This is a genomic window from Paenirhodobacter hankyongi (assembly GCF_003664585.1).
Taxonomy (GTDB): Bacteria; Pseudomonadota; Alphaproteobacteria; order Rhodobacterales; family Rhodobacteraceae; genus Rhodobacter; species Rhodobacter hankyongi.
In genome coordinates this window covers 103,977-119,386 of sequence record NZ_RCHI01000003.1, presented here as the reverse complement: position 1 = coordinate 119,386, position 15,410 = coordinate 103,977, and the positions used below count along the sequence as shown (strand labels likewise).

General features: G+C 68.4%; 13 protein-coding genes. 7 read left to right on the top strand and 6 right to left on the bottom strand.

Features of this window, described 5'->3' with window-relative positions:
* Positions 1-90: 90 nt before the first annotated feature.
* On the bottom strand, positions 91-567 hold the full coding sequence (locus DYS74_RS04120; protein WP_121531216.1) for a peroxiredoxin: 477 nt from the start codon (positions 565-567) through the stop codon (positions 91-93).
* 81 nt (positions 568-648) lie between these two features.
* Between DYS74_RS04120 and DYS74_RS04115 the strand changes: the two genes are divergently transcribed.
* The 6 genes from DYS74_RS04115 (at position 649) to DYS74_RS04090 (ending at position 9,921) form a co-directional block, all read left to right on the top strand.
* Entirely contained in the window at positions 649-4,017 is a 3,369-nt protein-coding gene (locus DYS74_RS04115) for an AsmA-like C-terminal region-containing protein (RefSeq protein WP_121531214.1), read from the top strand.
* Complete coding sequence (queA, locus tag DYS74_RS04110) at positions 4,014-5,081, top strand: tRNA preQ1(34) S-adenosylmethionine ribosyltransferase-isomerase QueA (RefSeq protein WP_121531212.1); 1,068 nt, start codon at positions 4,014-4,016, stop codon at positions 5,079-5,081. Before DYS74_RS04115 ends, queA begins: the two co-directional genes overlap by 4 nt.
* Before the next feature lie 53 nt (positions 5,082-5,134).
* On the top strand, positions 5,135-6,397 hold the full coding sequence (locus DYS74_RS04105; protein ID WP_121531211.1) for an MFS transporter: 1,263 nt from the start codon (positions 5,135-5,137) through the stop codon (positions 6,395-6,397).
* A gap of 214 nt (positions 6,398-6,611) precedes the next feature.
* Positions 6,612-7,187 carry a DUF924 family protein gene (locus DYS74_RS04100; protein ID WP_121531209.1) on the top strand — a complete coding sequence of 192 codons (576 nt, stop codon included), beginning with the start codon at positions 6,612-6,614 and terminating at the stop codon, positions 7,185-7,187.
* Between the two features lie 75 nt (positions 7,188-7,262).
* The gene (lpdA, locus tag DYS74_RS04095; protein WP_121531207.1) at positions 7,263-8,660 is read left to right on the top strand and encodes a dihydrolipoyl dehydrogenase; all 1,398 of its coding nucleotides are present in this window, start codon (positions 7,263-7,265) and stop codon (positions 8,658-8,660) included.
* A 103-nt stretch (positions 8,661-8,763) separates the two neighbouring features.
* Complete coding sequence (locus DYS74_RS04090; protein WP_121531205.1) at positions 8,764-9,921, top strand: MFS transporter; 1,158 nt, start codon at positions 8,764-8,766, stop codon at positions 9,919-9,921.
* Positions 9,922-9,978: 57 nt separating this feature from the next.
* Here DYS74_RS04090 and DYS74_RS04085 read toward each other — a convergent pair whose 3' ends face one another.
* Positions 9,979-10,353 (bottom strand): rhodanese-like domain-containing protein, encoded by a 375-nt coding sequence (locus DYS74_RS04085; RefSeq protein WP_121531203.1) that lies wholly within the window; start codon positions 10,351-10,353, stop codon positions 9,979-9,981.
* Positions 10,354-10,618: 265 nt separating this feature from the next.
* On the opposite strand from DYS74_RS04085, the gene uvrA reads away from it, so the two are divergent.
* Positions 10,619-13,492 (top strand): excinuclease ABC subunit UvrA, encoded by a 2,874-nt coding sequence (uvrA, locus tag DYS74_RS04080; RefSeq protein ID WP_121531201.1) that lies wholly within the window; start codon positions 10,619-10,621, stop codon positions 13,490-13,492.
* A 3-nt stretch (positions 13,493-13,495) separates the two neighbouring features.
* On the opposite strand, the gene DYS74_RS04075 is transcribed toward uvrA, so the two are convergent.
* The 4 genes from DYS74_RS04075 to DYS74_RS04060 all read right to left on the bottom strand — a co-directional run bounded on the left by DYS74_RS04075 (position 13,496) and on the right by DYS74_RS04060 (position 15,330).
* A complete protein-coding gene (locus DYS74_RS04075) occupies positions 13,496-13,858 on the bottom strand; it encodes a hypothetical protein (RefSeq protein WP_121531199.1) in 363 nt (120 codons plus the stop codon).
* 1 nt (position 13,859) lies between these two features.
* Positions 13,860-14,240, bottom strand: a complete 381-nt coding sequence (locus tag DYS74_RS04070) for a hypothetical protein (protein WP_245965188.1) — start codon at positions 14,238-14,240, stop codon at positions 13,860-13,862.
* Between the two features lie 113 nt (positions 14,241-14,353).
* Complete coding sequence (locus DYS74_RS04065) at positions 14,354-14,557, bottom strand: YgaP family membrane protein (RefSeq protein WP_113899413.1); 204 nt, start codon at positions 14,555-14,557, stop codon at positions 14,354-14,356.
* A 116-nt stretch (positions 14,558-14,673) separates the two neighbouring features.
* Positions 14,674-15,330, bottom strand: coding sequence for a Crp/Fnr family transcriptional regulator (locus DYS74_RS04060; protein WP_121531197.1), 657 nt, complete (start codon positions 15,328-15,330; stop codon positions 14,674-14,676).
* Positions 15,331-15,410: the final 80 nt, after the last annotated feature.

The window sequence follows — 15,410 nt, the reverse complement described above, 5'->3', positions numbered from 1 at the left end:
CGGCGCAACCGCTTTCGCCCGGCGGTTCCCGTGTCCGCCGCCGAATCCTGCCCGATGCGCGAGATCCCGCCGATCGCAGCCCGGCTGGTTTCAGCCGAGCGCCTTCACGGCTGCGAGAACCGCCTCGGCATGGCCCTTGACCGCGACCTTCGGCCAGACCTGGGCGACGGTGCCGCTGCCGTCGATCAGGAAGGTCGCGCGCTGGATCCCCATCGAGGTGCGGCCATACATCGTCTTCTCGACCCAGGTGCCATAGGCCGCGCAGGTCGCGCCGTCCTCATCCGAGACGAGGGTGATGCCAAGCCCATGTTTCGCGCAGAACTTCTCGTGTTTCGCGAGCGTGTCGCGCGAGATCCCGACGACGGTCGCGCCCGCGGCGGCGAAGTCGGCGGCAAGGCGGGTGAAATCGAGCGCCTCGGTGGTGCAGCCGGGGGTGTCGTCCTTCGGGTAGAAATAGAGCACCACCGGGCGCGGGCGCAGCGCCGAGAGGGTGAGCGTCGCCCCCTCGGTGCCGGGGCCGGTGCGCGGCAGGGTGAAGTCGGGCGCGGTTTCGCCGATGCCGATCATGTGCATCTCCTTGCGTGTGGTTCGCTGCTAGGTCTAGATCGCAGGACCGGAATGTAAACCGCCGATGGCAGACGAACAGGCATGACGAGCGAGGACGACGAGGGGGCACGCCCCGGCACCGGGGGTGCCGGCGCCGAAAGTGCCGCCGACGAGAAGGCTGTCGACGAACAGTTGCCTGCAGCGTTGCGCCGTGGCGCGTCACGTCGTGGCCGCTTGGGCGTCTGGCTGATCCTCAGCCTGCCGCTTCTCGCCGTCGCGGCGCTTGTCGCCTTCCTTGCGCTCAGCCATCAGCCGCTTGCCGCGCCGGGCTGGGTGATCGCCCAGGCCGAGAGCCGGGCGAACGCGATGCTGGCGGGGCGCGTGAAGGTGGCGCTGACCGGCGGCGCCGATGTCTTCATCGACGAGGGATTCGTGCCGCGGCTGCGGCTGAAGATGGTGCAGATCGCCCGCCCCTCGGGCCTGCCGATCGCGGTGTTGCCCGAGTTGCGGATGTCGTTCTGGGCCGAACCGCTGATGCGCGGCAAGATCGTGCCGCGCTCGTTCCGGATCCGCGGCGCGACGGTCGCGCTGCGCCGGCTGCCCGACGGGCGCATCGACCTCGACCTTGGCGGGGCGGGCGGGATGCAGGGGCTCCAGTTCGCCAATGCTGGCGAGGTCACCGCCGCGATCGAGGCGGCCTTTGCCACGCCCGCGCTTGCCCGGCTGGAGCAGATCACCGCGGATGGCGTGCGCATCCGGCTGGACGATGCGCGGCTCGGCAAGGTCTGGCAGGTCTCGGACGGCCGCTTCCTGCTCAATCAGGATCCGGCGAAGATCGGCCTGACGCTGGCCTTCGACGTTGGGGAAAGCGGCGCGCTGCCGGCACAGGTGGCGCTGTCGGCCTCGACCTCGAAGACCGGGCCCGAGGCCGAATTCGGCGCCGCGGTCACCGATGTGCCGGCCGCCGATCTGGCGATGCAGTCGCCGGCGCTGGCCGTTCTTGGCCTGCTCGACGCGCCGATCTCGGGCACTTTCCGCTCGGGCATCGACGCGAGCGGTGCGCTGAAGCGGGTCGACGCCACGCTGAAGATCGGCGCCGGCGCGATCAGTCCGGCCGAGGGGCTGCGCGCGGTGCCCTTCGAGGGTGGGCAGGTGCATCTGAGCTACGAGCCCACCGGCCAGAAGGTGAGCTTCAGCGAGGCAAGCTTTGCCAGCAAGGCGCTGCGCTTCAAGGCGTCTGGTCAGACGCTTCTGCGCGATTTCGCGAACGGGCTGCCGCGCAGTGCGCTGATCCAGGTGGCGCTGAGCGATGTCGAGGCCGATCCCGAGGGGATCTTCGAGCGCCCCGCGCGGATCTCGGAAGGTGCGGTCGACATCCGGTTGCGGTTCAACCCGTTCCGCGTCGACATCGGTCAGCTGTCGCTGGTCGAGGGCGAGCGGCGGATCACCGGGCAGGGCCGGATCGAGGCCGGGCCCGAGGGCTGGCATGTCGCCTTCGACGCGGGGGTCGGGCGGATCAATCAGAGCGACCTTTTGGCGCTCTGGCCGCCGGCGCTGGTCGAGCCGACGCGGCGCTGGCTCGCGGATAACGTCGCCACGGGCGAGCTGCGCAATGTGCGCGCCGCGCTGCGCCTTGATCCGGGCGAGGAGCCGCGGATGGAGCTTGGCTACGAGTTCCGCGGCGCCGAGGTGACGATTCTGCGCACCCTGCCGCCGGTGCGCGAAGGCCGCGGCTTTGCCACCATCCACGACAATTCCCACGCGCTGATGGTCGAGGAGGGCTCGGTCGACGCGCCGCAGGGCGGCCGCATCGAGGTGGCGGATTCGGTCATGGTGGTGCCCGACATCCGCGAGAAACCGGCCCGCGCCGAGGTGAATCTGATCACCCGTGCGCCGATCCCGGCGGCGCTGTCGCTGCTTGACCAGCCGCCCTTCGAGTTCCTGACCAAGGCCGGGAAAAGCACCGACATCGCCACCGGCTGGGCCGAGGCGCGCACCAACCTGCGCTTCCGCATGCTGCCGAAGCTGACCCCCGAGGACGTGGATTTCGACGTCTTCGCGCGGATGACCGACGTGCGTTCGGACAAGGTGGTGCCGGGACGGGTGCTGACCGCGCCTGTGCTGACGTTGCGCGCCGACCGCGCGGGCATGGCGATCGCCGGGCGTGGCCTCTTCGATGCGGTGCCCTTCGATGCGCGCTGGTCGCAGCAGTTCGGCCCCGAGCACAAGGGCGTCTCGCGCGTCGACGGCTATGTCAACGTCACCCCGGACTCCCTTGAAAGCCTTAAGATTTCCCTGCCCAACGGGGCCGTTTCCGGCTCTGGCTGGGGGCGCATGGCGCTCGACCTGACCGAAGGCGCGCCGGCGCGCTACAGCTTCGAGAGCGACCTGCGCGGCCTCACGCTCGCGATCCCGGAAATCGGCTGGTCGAAGGCCGGCCCGGCGAAGGGCGATCTGACGCTTGCGGGCACGCTCGGCACGCCGCCCACGGTCGAGAAGATCGCGCTCACCGCCCCCGGGCTGAGCGCCGAGGGCAACCTGGTGCTGAACGCCTCGGGCTTCGAACGGGCGCGGTTTGCGAAACTTGCGGTCGGCAGCTGGTTTTCCGGCGGGGCCGAGCTGATCGGGCGCGGCGGCGGCCGGGCGCCCGATGTCACCGTCACCTCGGGCCGGCTGGATCTGCGCAGCGCGCGTTTTGGCAAGGGCGTGCAGGGCGGTGCAGGCGGCGGCAACCGGATCAAGGCGAAACTCGACCGGCTGACGATCACCGACACCATCGCGCTGACCGGCTTCGACGGCAGCTTCACCAACCGCAACGGCTTTTCGGGCGCCTTCGAGGGGCAGGTGAACGGCGGCGCGCCGGTCTCGGGCCTGGTCGGCCCCTCCGAGACCGGGCGCACCGCGGTGCGGATCACGGGCGAGGATGCGGGGGCGGCGCTGGCCTCCTCGGGCATCTTCGGCAAGGCCGTGGGCGGGGCGCTGTCGCTGACGCTGTCGCCGATCGGGCAGGCGAGCTATGATGGCAATGTGAAGATCGCGAACCTGCGGGTGAAGGATGCGCCGACGCTGGCCTCGATGCTCTCGGCCGCCTCGATCATCGGCCTTCTCGAGCAGCTGAACGGCGAGGGGATTCTCTTCAGCGATGTCGAGGCCGCCTTCCGCTTGACCCCGCAGGGGGTCAGCGTCACAAGGGGCGAGGCCGCGGGCGCCTCGATGGCGGTGACCCTGACCGGCAATTTCTATCCGGGCACGGGGCAGATCGACATGGAAGGCGTGGTCTCGCCGTTCTACCTCATCAACGCGATCGGGCAGGTCTTCTCGCGCCCGGGCGAGGGGCTGTTCGGCTTCACCTACACGCTCAAGGGCACGGCGGCGGCACCGAAGGTGGTGATCAACCCGCTCTCGATCTTCACGCCGGGCATGTTCCGCGAGATCTTCCGCCGCGCCCCGCCGAAAATGGTAACGGAATGAAACTTGAAGATTTCGACTTCGATCTGCCCGAGGGGCTGATCGCGACGCGCCCGGCCCGGCCCCGCACGGCGGCGAAACTGCTGCTGGCGGAGGGCGACAGGATCCGCGATCTGCATGTGGCGGATCTGGTCGATCTGTTCCGCCCGGGCGACCGGCTGGTGCTGAACAACACCAAGGTGATCCCGGCGCGGCTGAGCGGCACGCGCACCCGCCTGACCGGGCAGGGCGAGGTCACCGCGAAGGTCGAGATCACTCTGCTGGAGCCGCAGGCCTCGGGCGAATGGACGGCGCTCGCGAAACCGCTGCGCAAGCTGAAGGAGGGCGAGACGATCCGCTTTTCCGACGCGCTTTCGGCCGAGGTGCGCGCGATCGAGGCGGCACAGCTGCGGCTGGCCTTCAACCTGACCGGGCCCGATTTCGATGCGGCGCTGGCCGAGGCGGGGGCGATGCCGCTGCCGCCCTACATCGCCGCGCTGCGCGCGCCCGACGAGGCCGACAAGACCGATTACCAGACCGTCTTCGCCCGCCATTCGGGCGCCGTGGCGGCGCCGACGGCGAGCCTGCATTTCACCAAGCCGCTGCTCGAGGCGATCCACGCGAAGGGCGTCGACTTCACCGAGGTGACGCTGCATGTGGGCGCGGGCACCTTCCTGCCGGTCAAGGTCGAGGACGTCGAGACGCACAAGATGCACTCGGAATGGGGCGAGGTCACCGCGGCGGCGGCCGAGGAGATCAACGCCACCCGCGCCGCGGGCGGGCGGGTGATCCCGGTCGGCACCACCGCGCTGCGCCTGATCGAGAGCGCCGCGGCCGAGGACGGCACGATGCGCCCGTTCCGCGGCACCACCGAGATCTTCATCTACCCGGGCTATCGCTTCCGGGTGACCGATGCGCTGATGACCAATTTCCACCTGCCGAAATCGACGCTGCTGATGCTGGTTTCGGCGTTGATGGGGCAAGATCGCATCCGCGCCATCTATGACCACGCCGTGAAGTCGGGCTATCGCTTCTTCTCTTACGGCGACGCGTCGCTTCTGATACCGGAACGTCGCAAATCTGCCTGATCCTTGGGCGAGATTGCCCTATATCTGGCCTTTCACCGAATTCGGAGTTCCCGATGCTGACCGTTCTGCGCACCTCCTGGCCCCTGCTTCTGGGCGTGCTTCTGTTCATGGTCGGCAACGGCATGCAGGGCACGCTTCTGGGCGTGCGCGGCGCGATCGAGGGCATCGGCACCTATCAGATGTCGGTCGTCATGTCGGGCTATTTCGCGGGCTTCCTGTTCGGGTCGCAGATGACGCCGGTGATGATCCGCCGGGTCGGCCATGTGCGGGTCTTCGCGGCGCTTGGCTCGATGATTTCCGCGGTGCTGATCCTTTACGCGGCGATGCCGCACTGGCTTGTCTGGGCTGCGCTGCGCGTGGTGATCGGCTTCAGCTTCTCGGGCGTCTACATCACCGCCGAGAGCTGGCTGAACGCCTCGAGCACCAACGAGACCCGCGGTCAGGCGCTGTCGGCCTACATGATCGTGCAGATGATCGGTATCGTCGCCGGGCAGGTCCTGATGAACACCGCCGATCCGGCGGGCTGGATGCTGTTTGTCATCCCCTCGGTGCTGGTGTCGCTCGCCTTCACCCCGATCCTGCTCTCGGTGGCGCCGGCGCCCACCTTTGCCGAGGTGCAGCGGCTCAATTTCCGCAAGCTCTTCGCCGCCTCGCCGCTGGGCGTGGTCGGCATGTTCGTGATGGGCGGCGTGTTCTCGGCGGTGTTCGGCATGGCCTCGGTCTGGGGCACGCGGGCGGGGCTTTCGGTGCCGCAGATCTCGATCTTCATCGCCAGCATCTATATCGGCGGGCTGATCGCGCAATATCCGATCGGCTGGATCTCGGACCGGATGGACCGGCGCCGGCTGATCTTCGTCGTCTCGGCAGTGGGCTCGGTCGCGATGCTGGCGGCCTTCCTGCTGGCGCCGGGGTTCTGGCTGCTGACCCTGCTCGGTGCGGTGATCGGCGGTGTGGCGAACCCGCTCTATTCGCTGCTCGTGGCCTATACCAACGACTACCTCGACAAGAGCGACATGGCCGCGGCCTCGGGCGGGCTGCTCTTCGTCAACGGTATCGGCGCGATGATGGGGCCGCCCGTCACCGGCTGGCTGATGGAGGCCGTGGGCACTGGCGGCTTCTTCCTGTTCCTCAGCCTGCTGACCGCCTTCCTCGCCGCCTATGCGTTGTGGCGGATGACCCGGCGCCCGGGGATGGCGCCCGAGGATACCGGTGCCTTCACGGTGATCTCGCCCGCGGCGACGGCGCTTGCGGTGGGCGAGGCGCTCGAGGCGGCACAGGATGAGTCGGGCTCGCAGCCCCCGGCGCAGGCACGCTGAATCCGGCCGTCGCGCCCTGAATTTCCGCAACGCGCGCCCGCTGCGCGGGCATCTGCCCGCAAAGCCGGCGCAGGGTCGCGAATCGTCTGCCGCTGCTGGGAAGATGTCCAGCCTTTGTTCTGCGACACTCTGTCAGGGGGCGCAAAAATCATGGTTTCATCACGAAACCGTGTCATATTGCCCCCACACTCTCTCGACTTGGAAAGCTGCTGACATGGAACAGATCACCTCCGTGATCGCGTTCTGGCACGATGTCGTCGGGCCGGAACGCTGGTTTGCTCACGATCCCGCCCTCGATCTCGAGATCCGAAAACGGTTCGAGAGGCTCTGGCGCAAGGCGATGACCGGAACGCTTGCGCCCTGGGAGCATTCCGCCGAGGGGGCGCTGGCCCTCGTCATCGTGCTCGACCAGTTTCCGCGCCGGATGTTCCGCGGCTGCCGCGAATGCTGGCTGACCGATGAACACGCGCGCGAGGTGGCCGCCCGCGCCATCGAATGCGGGCATGACCTGCAGATCGCCGGCCCGATGCGGCAGTTCTTCTACACCCCCTTCATCCATGCCGAGGACCTGCGCGCGCAGGAGCAGGGGGTGCGGCTGTTCGAGGAGCGCATGCCCGAGGGCGCGATCCACGACGCCCGCGCCCGGCATCTGGTGATCCGCCGCTTCGGCCGCTTCCCCTGGCGCAACGCGGTGGCGGGGCGGCGCTCCTCCGACGAGGAGGCGGCCTTCCTCTGGGCGGGTGGCTATGACTGGGCGTTGAAGGCGCAAGGGCCGCGCGCCGCGGCCTGAGTTCGCCGAAAACCATCGTTGAAGCCCTTTGGAAAATAGTTTAATACCAAACTAGTTTCCAGCGGAGGGTGAGACATGGCTGCCAGAAGCTTCGACATGATCGTGATCGGCGCGGGGCCGGGGGGTTATGTGGCGGCGATCCGCGGCGCACAGCTCGGGCTGAGTGTCGCGGTGGTGGAACGCGAGCATCTGGGCGGCATCTGCCTGAACTGGGGCTGCATCCCGACCAAGGCGCTTCTGCGCTCGGCCGAGGTCTTCCACCTGATGCACCGCGCCAAGGAATTCGGCCTGAAGGCCGAGGGGCTTGGCTATGACCTCGACGCGGTCGTCGCGCGCTCGCGCGGGGTCGCGAAGCAGCTCTCGGGCGGCGTCGCGCATCTGCTGAAGAAGAACAAGGTCACCGTGGTGATGGGCGAGGCCAGCTTGCCCAAGCCCGGCTTCGTCTCGGTCAAGACCGAGAAGGGCGTGGAAGAGCTGACCGCGAAGAACATCATCCTCGCCACCGGCGCCCGCGCGCGCAGCCTGCCGGGGCTCGAGGCGGACGGCGATCTGGTCTGGTCCTACAAGCACGCCCTGGTGCCGAAGCGGATGCCGAAGAAGCTCCTGGTCATCGGCTCGGGCGCGATCGGCATCGAATTCGCAAGCTTCTTCAACACGCTCGGCGCCGATGTGACAGTGGTCGAGGTGATGGACCGCGTGCTGCCGGTCGAGGATGCCGAGATTTCCGCCTTCGCCAAGAAGGCCTTCGTCAAGCAGGGGATGAAGATCCTCGAGAAGACCACGGTGAAGAAGCTCGACCGCAAGCCGGGCGTCGGTGTGACCGCGCATCTCGAGGATGCGAAGGGCGCCACCACCGCCGAGTTCGACACGGTGATCTCGGCCGTCGGCATCGTCGGCAATGTCGAGAACCTCGGGCTCGAGGCGCTTGGCGTGAAGATCGACCGCACCCATGTGGTGGTCGACGAGTTCTGCCGCACCGGCGTGCCGGGGCTTTACGCGATCGGCGACATCGCCGGCGCGCCCTGGCTGGCGCATAAGGCCAGCCATGAAGGCGTGATGGTGGCCGAGCTGATCGCCGGCAAGCACGCCCATCCGATCAAGCCCGGCTCGATTGCCGGCTGCACCTATTGCCATCCGCAGGTCGCCTCGGTCGGTCTGACCGAGGAAAAGGCGAAGGCCGCGGGCTATGAGATCAGGGTCGGTCGCTTCCCCTTCGTCGGCAACGGCAAGGCGATCGCGCTTGGCGAGCCCGAGGGGCTGGTGAAGACGGTCTTCGACGCGAAGACCGGCGAGCTTCTGGGCGCCCACATGATCGGCGCCGAAGTGACCGAGCTCATCCAGGGCTATGTCATCGGCCGCAAGCTCGAGACCACCGAGGAAGACCTGATGGAAACCGTCTTCCCGCATCCGACACTGAGCGAGATGATGCACGAGGCGGTGCTCGATGCCTATGGCCGGGCGATCCACTTCTGATTTCTGACCGTCTGGTCTGAATTCTCTTGACCTCGTGTCGCGCCGCGGCACAGGTTCGCAAGGGGCCCGCAGGGGCCCCTTTCATTTGACGGAGCGGTGCAGGATGCAGACGCGGTGGGGCGCGATTTTCGCGCTGTGGTTCGCGGGGCTCTGCGCCGCGGGCCAGTTCTCGAAAGTGGGCGTGATCTTTCAGGAGCTTGCGGCGATCTGGCCCGAGGCCGGCACGCGGCTTGGGCTGGTGGTCTCGGTCGTCGGGGCGGTGGGGATCGTCTTCGGCACCACGGCGGGGCTGATCGTGGCCCGCGCCGGCGCGCGGCGGATCATCATCGGCGCGCTGGTGGCGGGGGCGGGGCTCTCGGCGCTGCAATGCCTTGGCCTGCCGCTTGGCCTGATGATCGCCTCGCGCGTGGCCGAGGGCTTTGCCCATCTCGCCATTGTCGTGGCCGGGCCGGTGCTGATTGCGGGCGCCGCCGCGCCGCGCGATCAGGCCGCGGCGATGACGCTGTGGTCGACCTTCTTCGGCCTTGCCTTCGCGGTGACGGCCTTCTTCGGGCTGCCCTTCGCGCAGGCGCATGGGGCCTCGGCGCTCTGGGCGGTGCATGCGGGGCTGATGCTGGTCGCGGCGGCGCTGCTGGCCGTCGTGCTGCCGCGCGAGACGATCCTGCCGGCGCCGCCACTTCAGCCGGGCACGGTGCTGCGCGACCATCTGGCGATCTATGCCAGCCCGCGCATCGCCGCCCCGGCGCTCGGCTTCGTCTTCTACACGATGATCTTCGTCGCGGCGCTGACGCTGGTGCCGGGTCTGGTCGAGCCGCGGCTGCGCGGGCTGACCGCGGCGGTGATGCCGCTCCTGTCGATCGCCAGCTCGCTGGGCCTCGGCGTGCAGTTCACCCGCCGCATCGGCGCGGTGCGCACCGCCCAGATCGGCTTTGCCGTCGGCGCGCTGGCCGCGGCGGGATGGGCCGTCACCTCGGGCGTGGCGCAGGTCGGCGCCGCCTTCCTGCTCTCGGCGGGGCTCGGCTTCGTGCAGGGCGCAAGCTTTGCCGCGATCCCCGAGCTCAACGACACCCCCGCCAGCCGGGCGCAGGCGGCGGGCGCGATCGCACAGCTGGGCAATGTCGGCACCACGCTCGGCACGCCGCTGCTGCTTGCCCTGACCGCAGCGATGGGGCCGCAGGCGATCGCGGCCTTTTCGTTGCCCCTGTGCCTTGGCGGCATCGCGATGCACCTGTGGCTGTCGCGCCGCCGCGCGCGGGCCTGACCGCGGGCATGAAAAAGGGGCGCGGCGCGCCCCTTTTCAACGGCCGTGCGCTGCCCCTCAGACGCGCTCGATCGGGCCGCCCGCGGCGTGCCAGTCGTAGAGCCCGCCGAGGTTGAACACCTGCTGATAGCCCATCTGGGCAAGCATCTGCCCCGCCGCCTGCGAGCGCGCGCCCGAGGCACAGTAGACCACCACCGGCTTCTCGACCGACAGCGCCTTCAGGCATTCGGGGCTCGACGGATCGCATTTCATCTTGACCACGCTCAGCGGCACATGCAGCGCGCCCTTCGCCTTGCCCGAGGCGCGCAGCTCGTTCATGTCGCGCACGTCGATCAGCGTGATCTCGCCCTTGGCGGCCTTGGCCACCGCGTCCTTCGGGTTGATGCGTTGCACCTGCGCGCCGCCGCCGCCGGGGCGAAGAAAGTTGAACATGCCGTCATTCCTGTTCAGGGCAGCCCCCCGTGGGCCGCGTCGCCTTCTGATGTGGCAGATCGCCGTGTCAGATCAAGACCGGATGCGGCGTCGCGGCGAAAAATGCATTCACGAAAGCGAATGAGTGACGCCGGCCCCGGCCTCGCTGCCCGAAATTCGGGCCGCACCGGCGATCTGCGGCCGATTGTTCCGCTTCCGTTCTCATATTTCGATTGGAGACTCCCGCGCCATACCCTATCTAGGGGGCGTGGTAACGGGGGCGGTCATGGCCGAGCAGAAGTTCATCGAAATCCGCGGCGCGCGCGAGCACAACCTGAAGAATGTCGATCTCGACATTCCGCGCGATGCGCTGACCGTGATCACCGGGCTTTCGGGCTCGGGCAAGTCCTCGCTCGCCTTCGACACGATCTATGCCGAGGGGCAGCGGCGCTATGTCGAAAGCCTGTCGGCCTATGCGCGGCAGTTCCTCGACATGATGGGCAAGCCCGATGTCGACCATATCTCGGGGCTCAGCCCGGCGATCTCGATCGAGCAGAAGACGACCTCGAAGAACCCGCGCTCGACCGTCGGCACGGTGACCGAGATCTACGATTACCTGCGCCTTCTCTTTGCCCGCGTCGGCACCCCCTACAGCCCGGCGACCGGCCTGCCGATCGAGGCGCAGCAGGTGCAGGACATGGTCGACCGGGTGATGGCAATGCCCGAGGGGGCACGCGGCTATCTGCTCGCCCCGGTGGTGCGCGACCGCAAGGGCGAATACCGCAAGGAATTCGCCGAATGGCAGAAGGCGGGCTTCCAGCGGGTGAAGGTCAACGGCGCCTTCTACGAGCTCGAGGAGCCGCCCGTGCTCGACAAGAAGTTCCGCCACAATATCGACGTGGTGGTCGACCGGATCGTGGTGCGCGAGGGGCTGGAGACGCGGCTCGCCGACAGTTTCCGCACCGCGCTCGATCTGGCCGACGGCATCGCGATCTTCGAGGAGGCGCTTGGCGCCGACGAGATCGAGGCCGGCAAGGAGCCCGCCCGCACCACGTTTTCCGAGAAATTCGCCTGCCCGGTGAGCGGCTTCACCATCCCCGAGATCGAGCCGCGGCTGTTCTCCTTCAACGCGCCCTTCGGCGCCTGTCCGGTCTGCGACGGGCTGGGGGTGGAGCTGTTCTTCGACGAGCGGCTGGTGGTGCCCGATCAGTCGCTGTCCATCCCGGCCGGCGCGCTGGCGCCCTGGGCGAAATCGAAGAGCCCCTATTTCACCCAGACCATCGAGGCGCTGGCGAAGCATTACGGCTTTGACAAGCGCAAGCCCTGGAAGGACCTGCCCGAACCGGTGCAGAAGCTGTTCCTCTATGGCTCGGGCAAGGACGAGATCAAGTTCCGCTTCGACGAGGCCGGCCGCGTCTACGAGGTCAGCCGCAGCTTCGAGGGCGTGATCCCGAACATGGAGCGGCGCTATCGCGAGACCGATTCCGCCTGGGTGCGCGAGGAGTTCGAGCGCTATCAGAACAACCGCCCCTGCGGCGCCTGCCACGGCTACCGGCTGCGCCCCGAGGCGCTGGCGGTGAAGATCGGCGGGCTGCATGTCGGCCAGGTGGTCGAGATGTCGATCCGCGAGGCCCACGCCTGGGCCGAGACCGTGCCCGAGGCGCTGACCAAGCAGCGCAACGAGATCGCCCGCCCGATCCTGAAGGAAATCCGCGAACGGCTTGGCTTCCTGGTCAACGTCGGGCTCGACTATCTGACGCTCAGCCGCTCGGCCGGCACGCTCTCGGGCGGCGAAAGCCAGCGCATCCGGCTCGCCTCGCAGATCGGTTCGGGGCTGACCGGGGTGCTCTATGTGCTCGACGAGCCATCGATCGGGCTGCATCAGCGCGACAACGACCGGCTGATCGCCACGCTGAAGAACCTGCGCGACGCGGGCAACACCGTGCTGGTGGTCGAGCATGACGAGGACATGATCCGCCAGTCCGACCATGTCTTCGACATCGGCCCGGGGGCGGGGGTGCATGGCGGCCGTGTCGTCGCCCATGGCACGCCCGAGGAGATCGCCCGCGATCCCGCCTCGCTCACCGGTCAATACCTGTCCGGAACCCGCTGCATCGAGGTGCCGGCCGAGCGGCGCAAGGGCAATGGCAAGAAGCTCACCGTGGTCAAGGCCTCGGGCAACAACCTCAAGGAGGTGACGGTCGACTTTCCGCTCGGCAAGTTCGTCTGCGTCACCGGCGTCTCGGGCGGCGGCAAGTCGACGCTGACGATCGAGACCCTGTTCAAGACCGCGGCGATGCGCTTGAACGGCGCGCGCGAGACCCCGGCGCCTTGCGAGACGATCAAGGGCTTCGAGCACCTCGACAAGGTGATCGACATCGACCAGCGCCCGATCGGACGCACGCCGCGCTCGAACCCCGCGACCTACACCGGCGCCTTCACCCCGATCCGCGACTGGTTCGCCGGTCTGCCCGAGGCGCAGGCGCGCGGCTACAAGCCCGGGCGGTTCAGCTTCAACGTCAAGGGCGGGCGCTGCGAGGCCTGTCAGGGCGATGGCGTGATCAAGATCGAGATGCACTTCCTGCCCGACGTCTATGTCGAATGTGAGACCTGCAAGGGCAAGCGCTACAATCGCGAGACGCTGGAGATCCAGTTCAAGGGCAAGTCGATTGCCGATGTGCTCGACATGACGGTCGAGGATGCGCAGGGCTTCTTCAAGGCGGTGCCCTCGATCCGCGAGAAGATGGATGCGCTGGTCGAGGTGGGTTTGGGCTACATCAAGGTCGGCCAGCAGGCGACGACGCTGTCGGGCGGCGAGGCGCAGCGGGTGAAGCTGTCGAAGGAACTGGCGCGCCGCGCCACCGGCCGCACGCTCTACATCCTCGACGAACCGACGACGGGGCTGCATTTCGAGGATGTGCGCAAGCTCCTCGAGGTGCTGCACGAGCTGGTCAACCAGGGCAATACCGTGGTGGTGATCGAGCACAACCTCGACGTCATCAAGACCGCCGACTGGGTCATCGACATCGGCCCCGAGGGGGGCGATGGCGGTGGCCAGATCGTCGCGACCGGCACGCCGGAGGAGGTCGCGGTGAACCCGCGCAGCCATACCGGGCGCTATCTCGCGCCGATGCTGGGGATGAAGGCCGCGGCCGAATAGGGCTCAGCGGCTGGTGCGGCGGCCGAGGATCTCGATCACCCGGCCGTCGCGCGCCGAGACCTTGTAGATCACCCCGTCGCGCCGGTAATAGCGCCACGGCCCGTCGACCGGCGGCAGGCCGTAGCGGTCGAGATCCATCAGCATCGACTGTTCGTAGATCGGGAAGGGGTCGCCGACGGCAAGATCGGGCGCGCGGGCCGTGGTGGCGATCCAGCGGTTGCCGAACTTGCAGAAGGTCACGCCCGAGGCCTGCATCACCTTGCAGGCCGAGGCGCCTTCGGGCAGCGGCGCCACCTCTGCCCCTGCGCCCGCCGCGGTCAGTGCCGCGACGAGCAACAGGGGCAGGGCGCGCGCCGGGCCCGTCATCTCAGTTCAGCAGCGCCGAGACCGCGCCGATCAGGTTCAGCACCTTGCCGGTCTGCGGTTCGACCCGATAGACGTAATCGCCGCTGCGCCAGTAGGTATAGCGTCGGTCGAGGCGATAGCGGTCGGGGTCGCGGATGACGATGTAATCGCCGCGGATCCGCTCGCCGCGCTGCCATTTCTTTGCCTGGCCGGGCGGCATGCAGCCGTTGTGCTTCTTCGCGAGGCCGGGCGGGCAGCCCGGTGCCTCGGCATAGATCACCGTGCGGCGATCGTGGCCGCGGCCCTCGTCATGGCCGTGGCCATTGCCGGCAAAGCCGGCCACCGGGACGATCACAGTGCTCAGCGCAAGGCCGAGCGCGGGGATGATCTTTGCAAGACTCATGTCGTATCTCCTTCTGCGCAGGAGATAACCCGAAACCCGGCGCCGTGTTCCCCCGAACTGCAGCGGCCCCGGGGCATCGGCGGCAAGGCGCCGAAGGCCCCGGGGCCGAGGGGTCACTTCTTCATCGGGCAGGTGTTGATGCCGAGGATCGAATAGAGCGGGCAGGTGCCGAGCAGCCCGGTCACCAGCGGGATGATCCCGATCAGGCCAAGCCAGTTCCAGGCGCCGGCCGGGTTGGCCAGGTAGATGCCGATCAGCACCAGCCCCACGACGATGCGCGCCACGCGGTCCACGGTTCCTTCGTTCTTCTTGAACATGGTCAAGCTCCTTTGCCAGGGGCCGCTTTGGCCCGATGCGCACAGGGTAGCGCAGCCGGCGCGTCCTGTCTGTGACCAGATCACGCTGCGGTTGCGAAAAGCTCCGCCGCCGGTCTTCAGGCCTCGGCGAGGGCAAGGCGGGCAAGCGCCGCGGCATCGGTGATCTCGACCCGGCCGCGGCCACGCCGCACCCATCCCCGCCGCTCGAAGCTTTCGAGCCGGCGCGACACCACCTCGCGCGCCGAGCCGATCTGGCTGGCAATCTCCTGTTGTGTCGCCGCAAGGCTGCCGCCCTGCGCCTGTGCCGTCAGGAAGGCCGCCAGCCGGCAATCGACCGACTGGAAGGAGACCCGCTCCATCAGCCGGATCATCCCCTCCATCCGTTCGGCGAAGGCGGCAAAGACCATGCGCCGAAACCCCGGCGAGCTGTCCATCAGTTGCAGGAAAAGCGCCCGCGGCACCATCACCAGCCGGGTGTCACGCGCGGTGACGGCCTCGCCCGAATAGGCGGCCTCGCCCAGCAGGCCGAGCGTCGTCTGCACGCAGCTCTGGCCCGGCTCGACGGCGTAGAGCAGCAGCTCGCGGCCGTTCGCGCCGGTGAGGAACACCTCGATCCGGCCCGAGAGCACGAGGGCAAAGCCCGCGACCGCCTCGCCCGGGCGAAACAGCACCGCACCGCGCGGCACGGTGACGGGCGCCAGCGCGGAAAGGGCGGCGCGAGCGGCGGGCTCGAGGCCGGAAAGGGCGGGGGTGTCGGGGATCCAGTCGCTCATGCACCGGTTCTGGCCTGCCGGGCGCGGGGGTGCAAGCGGCGCGCAAGAGAACGGGGCGGCCGCGGCCGCCCCGTTCCGGC

Coding starts and splice junctions, on each gene's coding strand:
- queA (WP_121531212.1), top strand. CDS start 4,014: ATGAAACTTGAAGATTTCGACTTCGATCTGCCCGAGGGGCTGATCGCG.
- DYS74_RS04115 (WP_121531214.1), top strand. CDS start 649: ATGACGAGCGAGGACGACGAGGGGGCACGCCCCGGCACCGGGGGTGCC.
- DYS74_RS04100 (WP_121531209.1), top strand. CDS start 6,612: ATGGAACAGATCACCTCCGTGATCGCGTTCTGGCACGATGTCGTCGGG.
- DYS74_RS04060 (WP_121531197.1), bottom strand. CDS start 15,330: ATGAGCGACTGGATCCCCGACACCCCCGCCCTTTCCGGCCTCGAGCCC.
- lpdA (WP_121531207.1), top strand. CDS start 7,263: ATGGCTGCCAGAAGCTTCGACATGATCGTGATCGGCGCGGGGCCGGGG.
- uvrA (WP_121531201.1), top strand. CDS start 10,619: ATGGCCGAGCAGAAGTTCATCGAAATCCGCGGCGCGCGCGAGCACAAC.
- DYS74_RS04085 (WP_121531203.1), bottom strand. CDS start 10,353: ATGTTCAACTTTCTTCGCCCCGGCGGCGGCGGCGCGCAGGTGCAACGC.
- DYS74_RS04070 (WP_245965188.1), bottom strand. CDS start 14,240: ATGAGTCTTGCAAAGATCATCCCCGCGCTCGGCCTTGCGCTGAGCACT.
- DYS74_RS04120 (WP_121531216.1), bottom strand. CDS start 567: ATGATCGGCATCGGCGAAACCGCGCCCGACTTCACCCTGCCGCGCACC.
- DYS74_RS04105 (WP_121531211.1), top strand. CDS start 5,135: ATGCTGACCGTTCTGCGCACCTCCTGGCCCCTGCTTCTGGGCGTGCTT.
- DYS74_RS04065 (WP_113899413.1), bottom strand. CDS start 14,557: ATGTTCAAGAAGAACGAAGGAACCGTGGACCGCGTGGCGCGCATCGTC.
- DYS74_RS04075 (WP_121531199.1), bottom strand. CDS start 13,858: ATGACGGGCCCGGCGCGCGCCCTGCCCCTGTTGCTCGTCGCGGCACTG.
- DYS74_RS04090 (WP_121531205.1), top strand. CDS start 8,764: ATGCAGACGCGGTGGGGCGCGATTTTCGCGCTGTGGTTCGCGGGGCTC.